The following is a 6,469-nucleotide window of genomic DNA, read 5'->3' as shown; positions in this document are numbered from 1 at the left end:
AGCGCGAACTGTTCGCGCCGGTTGAGCGTCAGCTTCAACTCGGCCAGCACCTCGCCGATGATCGGGCGGAATTCCTCGGCCAGCTCGTCCTTGCCCAGCGTCGCCGCCGCTTCGGGGTCGACGCGTTCGAGCAGGCGGGGCAGCACCTGTTCCTTGATGCGGTGGATCGATGCCTCGAACCCTTCGCCGCGCGCCGGGGCGGGTTCGAGGGCGGCGGCCTGACGCTCGGCCAGTCGCTGCATCGCATCGAGCGTCTCGGCGGGGGCCGCGCCCGCCAGGCTGCTCAACGGTGGAAACTGTTCGCCGCCCGGCGGGGGCGTATCCGGGCGCGGGCCGGGGCCGTGCATTGGCCGCGCCACGCCGAAGGTCGGACGGGCCCCCGCCGCGCTTCCCAGACCTTGTCGGCGACCGAACGCATTCATCCCGCAATTCCCCATGGCATAACGCGCCTGCGGTAATCGCGAAGATTTACGATATGCCTAACCGAACGCGGTTGCCGCCGGGGGAAGTCGCGGGATATGGCGGCCGGCGATGCTCCGCCGCCTCGTCCTCGCGCTCATCCTGACCATCGTCGGGTTCCTGCCCGTCGCGGCGCGGGCCGACGACATCGCCGCGACCGCACGCGGCGTGGTGCGGGTCGTCACCATCGCGATGGTCGACGATCGGGTGGAGGGCTTCGGCCATGGCTCGGGCTTCGCGGTCGCGCCCAACCGCATCGTCACCAACGCGCATGTCGTCGAACTGGCCGAGCGCTATCCCGACAATGTCGTAGTCGGCGTGGTGCCCTCCGAAGGCAGCAAATCCTATCAGGGGCGAGTGATCGCCTATGATTCGCGCCGCGATCTGGCATTGATCGAGGTGAGCGAGGCCAAGCTGCCCCCCGTCGCCCTGTTCACCGGCCCGGTGACCGAGGGGGATCAGGTGATCGCGCTCGGCTATCCCGGCAATGTCGATCTGGCGACCGCGCAGTCGGCGGCGGACTATATCCGCCCGCTGTCGCCCGTCCGGTCGCAGGGCGTCGCCTCGGGCCGGCGGACGCTGACCGGGATCGAGGTGCTGCTCCACACCGCCAGCATCGCGCGCGGCAATTCGGGCGGGCCGCTGCTCGATCCGTGCGGGCGGGTGATCGGGGTCAATTCGGCGCTGACCCGTGCCGATGACGGCGATTCGACCTTCGGCTTCGCCATCGCCGATACCGAGCTGATGGCGTTCCTGCGCGCCGCCAAGCAACCCTATGCCTCGATCGGGTCGCCCTGCACCTCGATCGAGGAGCGGCTGCGCGAGGACAGCGCGGCGGATGCGCGTGCGGTGGCGGACGCTGCCGCTGCCCGGCGCGAGGCGGCGAATGCGGCGGCGCTGCGGCGCGAGGAAGCGCTTAACGCCGCGCGCGGCGAGGCCGAGCGCACGCGTGAGAATGTCATGGCACTGGCGGCGCTGCTGCTGGTCGGCGGGGCGCTGGCGATCGGCGGGGCGGGGCTGCTCGAATCGCGGGGACAGCGGCGGCCGGCGATCTGGACCGTGTCGGCGGGCGGGGTGGCGGTGCTGGCGGCGGTCGTCACCTTCCTGTTGCGCCCCTCGGCCGACGTGACGCTGCCGCGCGAATCGAGCACGACGCCCGCTGCCCAGCCGTCGACCGCCGCGCTCGGCCCGATGATCTGCACGCTCCAGGCCGATCGCAGTCGGATCACCGTGTCCTCCACCGCCGAGACCGCGTTCAACTGGGGCGCGAATGGCTGCGTCGATCGCAACGTCCAGTATCTGGAAGGCGAGGGCGGGTGGCAGCGTGTGCTCGTCCCCGACGACGAACAGACCGTCACCGTCGCGCGCTTCGATCCGCTGACGCGCACCTATACCCAGACGCGCTATATGCTGCCCGCCGCGACGATGGAATCGATCCGCAAGCTGCACGGACCGAACACCGCGCGCGCCTGCACCCGCGATGATGCCGCGCTCCAGAAGCTGGAGGCCGAACAGGCCGCGATCCGCCAGCAGTTGCCGCCGCTGCCCAACGAGAAACTGGTCTATCGCTGCCGCTCGGCGCGCTGACGCTCCCTCTCTGGCGCGCAATTCACTTGCCAGTCGCGGTCCATATCTGTTGGATCGAACCCTGATACGAGACGGCTTGGGAGGGCCGGGGGAATGACGAACTGGGGGGTGCGTGCCGGCCGATGGATGGCCGCCGCGACGGGCATGGCATGCGCGGCGCTGTCGGCGATGCCCGCCAAGGCGGAATGGCGCGAGGCGCGGGGGCGGCATTTCGTCCTCTATGGCAACATGCCCGAGGGCACGCTGCGCACCATGGCGACGCGGCTGGAGCAGTTCGACGGCGCGATGCGCCAGCTCCACGCGATCCCCGAGCAGGAGGGCGAGGAAAGCAATCCCGTCACTGTTTATGTCCTGCCCGACGAAGCGGCGGTGCGACGGCTCTATGGCAAGGGCGGCGATAACATCGCGGGCTTCTACGAGCCGCGCGTCTCCGGCTCGGTGGCGTTCACGCCGATGCGCGGGCAGGGCGACGGGCTGAACGCGCTGAAGCCCCAGATCGTGCTGTTCCACGAATATGCCCATCATTTCCTGCTGGGCAATTCGCAGATCGCCTATCCGGCCTGGTATTCCGAAGGCTATGCCGAGTTCGTCAGCACCGCGCGCTTCGATCGCGAGGGCATCATGATCGGCGTGGCGGCGCAGCACCGTGCCTACGGCCTGATCGACAGCAGCAAGCTGCCCATCGAGACGCTGTTCGATTCGACCCGGCGCAAACTCGATTCGCATGAGCTGGACCAGGTCTATGGTCGCGGCTGGCTGCTGACCCATTACACCCAGTTCGATCCGACCCAGTCGCCCAAGCTGAACGCGTACCTCAAGCTCCTCAACCAGGGCGTGCCGAGCATCGCGGCGGGCGACCAGGCGTTCGGATCGCTGAAGGCGCTGGACCGGCAACTCGACGGCTATCTGCGGCGCAGCACGCTGCCCGGCCGGCTCGTTCGGTACGAGCGGTTGCCCAAGGCCGAGATCGCGGTGCGGACGATGAGTCCGGGCGAGCAGCAGATGATGCCGCTGCGCATGCAGTCGGATCGCGGCGTGAACCGCACGACCGGCCAGCAGGTCTATGGGCGTGCCGCCCGAATCGCGGCGGCCTATCCCGGCGATGCGGTCGTGCAGGGCTGGTTCGCCGAAATGGCCTATGATGTCGGGCAGGACGCGGCGGCCGAGGCGGCGGCGGACCGCGCGCTGGCGATCGATGCGAAATCGCAGCAGGCGCTGCTCTACAAGGGGTTATTGCATCTCCGCCGCGCCTATACCGAGCATAGCCGCGACCCCGCGCGCTGGCGCGAGGCGCGCAGCTGGATCATCCGCGCCAACCGCGTCGATCCCAACGCCGCCGAGCCGCTCGCGACCTTCTATCGCAGCTTCCCGATGGCGGGCGAGAAGCCGAGCGATTCGGCGGTCGCCGGGCTGGCGCGCGCCTTCGAACTGGTGCCGCAGGACCGGGGCTTGCGCTTCCTGCTCGCCGGGCAGCAGATCACCGCCGACCAGATCGACGACGCCAAGCGCACGCTGCGCCCGCTCGCCTTCGACCCGCACTCGCCCGCCGACAATCCGGCGGCGACGTTGCTGGCTCTGCTGGAGGCGGGCAAGACGCAGGAGGTGAAGGTCGCGCTGGCGACGATGACGGATCGTCGTGGGCAGGAGGACTGACGAGGAAAGCACCCCTCGTCTTCAGGGGGGGGCTTTCAGCAGCCGCCATGCGGCGCGTTCAGGATTGCGTCACGGAAGCCAGCCAGCGGCACGATACCGCTTCGACGAAGGCGGTACGGCGAGTTGCTTCGGGCAATTGCGGGTCGGCCAGGTCCGCCTCCGCCACGGCTTGCATGAGGCGGTGCAACGTCTCCGCCGTGGCCGCCCGGATCGTCGCGGCGGGAAAGGCGGCGGTCAGCGCGGTGCCGTCCGCCTCGAAGGCGATACGCGCCAGCCCGCGCGGGGTCGCGGCGATTAACAGCGGACCGAGCGGCGTCGGCATCACCGCCCAGTCGATGGTCACGCCTCCGCCACCCCGCCGCCATTGGCCGGGTGCCATGCCCAGACGCTGTTCGCTGGCGGCATAGAATCTGCTCGGCCCGGCATAGCCGGCTTCGTATAGGGCCCGGGTGATGCTCATATCGTGCGACAGTGCCTCAGTCGTTCGCGCGGCGCGGCAGGCGCGGGCATAGGCGGCGGGCGTCACCCCGGTCGCGCGCCTGAACAGTCGGTGGAAATGATGCGGCGCATAGCCGACTCGCTCGGCGAGGTCGGACAAGGCGGGCATCTCCTGCGCCATCTCGATCATCGTGATCGCCTCGGCCACCGCGCGTCGGTCGCGCGCCACCGCATCGGGTAGGCAGCGGAGGCAGGCGCGGAAGCCAGCGGCACCGGCGGACGCGCCATCGGCATAGAAGGTGACGTGTTCGCGCCGGGGGCGACGGGCCGCGCAACTGGGGCGGCAATAGATGCCGGTGGTCTTCACCGCGACGACGAACCGGCCATCGGCCGCGCGGTCGCGCCGCTCGAACGCCGTCCAGGCGGCCTCGACATCGAGCGGTGTGCGCGGCGGGATGGCACGGTTTTCCATGGCGATGCGCATCCTAGCGTGGGCGCGGGGCGGATTCATCCCGTGGCTTGCGGCCAAACATCGCTGACAATGTCGTCACCAACCTGTCACAAGATGCGCCACGCACCTTGCATCCAAAGGTTCCCGATGCTAACCGCCCGCCAACCCATCGGAGGTGCGTTTTTCGCGCCCCGTTCCCCATGGGGCCAACCCGTTCGTTGTTCGAGGAATTCGCATCCGTGGAGATGTCCGGCGGTACTATAAGCGGCACAGGCGGCATCCAGGCGAGCCTGGGTGGACGTTATGCGCTCGCGCTGTTCGAAACGGCCGCCGAGCGCCGTTCGATCGACACGATCGAGGCGAGCCTCGTGACCCTTCGCGATGCGCTGGCGGCCGACAAGGATCTGGCCGCGCTGACCAAGAGCCCGGTCGTGGCGCGCGGCGCCGCCGTGAAGGCGATCCTGGCGGTCGCCGACACGCTCGGCCTCGACGGCGTGACCAAGAATTTCCTCGGTGTGCTCGCCGAGAATCGGCGCCTCTCGGCGCTGCCGCAGATCATTCGCGCGTTCCGCCAGCTGGCCAGCCGCCATCGCGGCGAGGTCGCGGCCGAGGTGACGAGCGCCCACCCGCTGACCGAAGCGCAGGTCGCCGAGCTGAAGCAGCAGCTGCGTACCCGCGTTGGTCGCGAAGTGTCGGTCGACCTGTCGGTCGATCCCGACCTGCTCGGCGGGCTTGTCGTCCGCATCGGTTCCCAGATGATCGATAGCTCGATCCGCACCCGTTTGAATGCGCTCGCCAGCGCGATGAAAGGCTGACGTTCCCATGGATATCCGCGCCGCAGAAATTTCCAAGGTCATCAAGGACCAGATCGCCAATTTCGGCACCGAGGCCCAGGTCAGCGAGACCGGCCAGGTGTTGAGCGTCGGTGACGGCATCGCGCGCATCTACGGCCTCGACAATGTCCAGGCGGGCGAGATGGTCGAGTTCGCCAATGGCGTGCAGGGCATGGCCCTCAACCTCGAAGCCGACAATGTCGGCGTCGTGATCTTCGGCTCGGACGCCGAGATCAAGGAAGGCGACACCGTCAAGCGCACCGGCACCATCGTCGACGTGCCGGTTGGCCGTGGCCTGCTGGGCCGCGTCGTGGACGGCCTGGGCAACCCGATCGACGGCAAGGGCCCGATCGAGGCGACCGAGCGTCGTCGCGTCGAGGTGAAGGCGCCCGGCATCATCCCGCGCAAGGGCGTGCATGAGCCCGTCCAGACCGGCCTGAAGGCGATCGACGCCCTCGTCCCCGTCGGCCGTGGCCAGCGCGAGCTGATCATCGGCGACCGCCAGACCGGCAAGTCGGCCGTCGCGATCGACGCCTTCATCAACCAGAAGACGGTCAACGCTGGCACCGACGAGTCGAAGAAGCTCTACTGCATCTACGTCGCCGTGGGTCAGAAGCGTTCGACCGTCGCGCAGCTGGTCAAGACGCTCGAGGAGAATGGCGCGATGGAATACTCCATCGTCGTCGCCGCGACCGCGTCGGAGCCCGCGCCGCTTCAGTTCCTGGCGCCCTATACCGGCACCGCGATGGGCGAGTATTTCCGCGACAACGCCATGCACGCGCTGATCGTGTTCGACGATCTGTCGAAGCAGGCCGTTGCGTACCGCCAGATGTCGCTGCTGCTGCGCCGTCCGCCGGGCCGTGAAGCGTATCCGGGCGACGTCTTCTATCTGCACAGCCGTCTGCTCGAGCGTGCGGCCAAGATGAACGACGCCAATGGCGCCGGTTCGCTGACCGCGCTGCCGATCATCGAGACCCAGGCGGGTGACGTGTCGGCCTATATCCCGACCAACGTGATCTCGATCACCGACGGCCAGATCTTCCTCGAA

The 6,469-nt window shown here is 68.7% G+C and carries 5 protein-coding genes and 1 pseudogene; 4 read left to right on the top strand and 2 right to left on the bottom strand.

The features are described from left to right. A pseudogene (locus ACQKJZ_RS17215) lies at positions 1-422 on the bottom strand (CpaF family protein); the annotation flags it as partial. Positions 423-531: 109 nt separating this feature from the next. On the opposite strand from ACQKJZ_RS17215, the gene ACQKJZ_RS17210 reads away from it, so the two are divergent. Then, positions 532-2,046, top strand: coding sequence for a S1C family serine protease (locus ACQKJZ_RS17210; RefSeq protein ID WP_427732686.1), 1,515 nt, complete (start codon positions 532-534; stop codon positions 2,044-2,046). Between the two features lie 93 nt (positions 2,047-2,139). Further along, positions 2,140-3,699: a hypothetical protein gene (locus ACQKJZ_RS17205; RefSeq protein WP_427732684.1), complete on the top strand. Its 1,560-nt coding sequence runs from the start codon at positions 2,140-2,142 to the stop codon at positions 3,697-3,699. 58 nt (positions 3,700-3,757) lie between these two features. Here ACQKJZ_RS17205 and ACQKJZ_RS17200 read toward each other — a convergent pair whose 3' ends face one another. Next, on the bottom strand, positions 3,758-4,609 hold the full coding sequence (locus tag ACQKJZ_RS17200; RefSeq protein ID WP_427732682.1) for a bifunctional transcriptional activator/DNA repair enzyme AdaA: 852 nt from the start codon (positions 4,607-4,609) through the stop codon (positions 3,758-3,760). 224 nt (positions 4,610-4,833) lie between these two features. Between ACQKJZ_RS17200 and ACQKJZ_RS17195 the strand changes: the two genes are divergently transcribed. Both ACQKJZ_RS17195 and atpA read left to right on the top strand, forming a co-directional pair. Continuing rightward, positions 4,834-5,403 (top strand): F0F1 ATP synthase subunit delta, encoded by a 570-nt coding sequence (locus tag ACQKJZ_RS17195; protein ID WP_427732688.1) that lies wholly within the window; start codon positions 4,834-4,836, stop codon positions 5,401-5,403. A 7-nt stretch (positions 5,404-5,410) separates the two neighbouring features. Beyond that, positions 5,411-6,469 (top strand): F0F1 ATP synthase subunit alpha (gene atpA, locus ACQKJZ_RS17190; RefSeq protein ID WP_427732680.1); only part of this gene is annotated, 1,059 nt, incomplete at its 3' end.

Source organism: Sphingomonas sp. NPDC019816 (genome assembly GCF_050274375.1).
Classification (GTDB): Bacteria; Pseudomonadota; Alphaproteobacteria; order Sphingomonadales; family Sphingomonadaceae; genus Sphingomonas.
The sequence above is the reverse complement of the archived record's forward strand: the minus strand, read 5'-3'. Positions and strand labels throughout refer to the sequence as shown.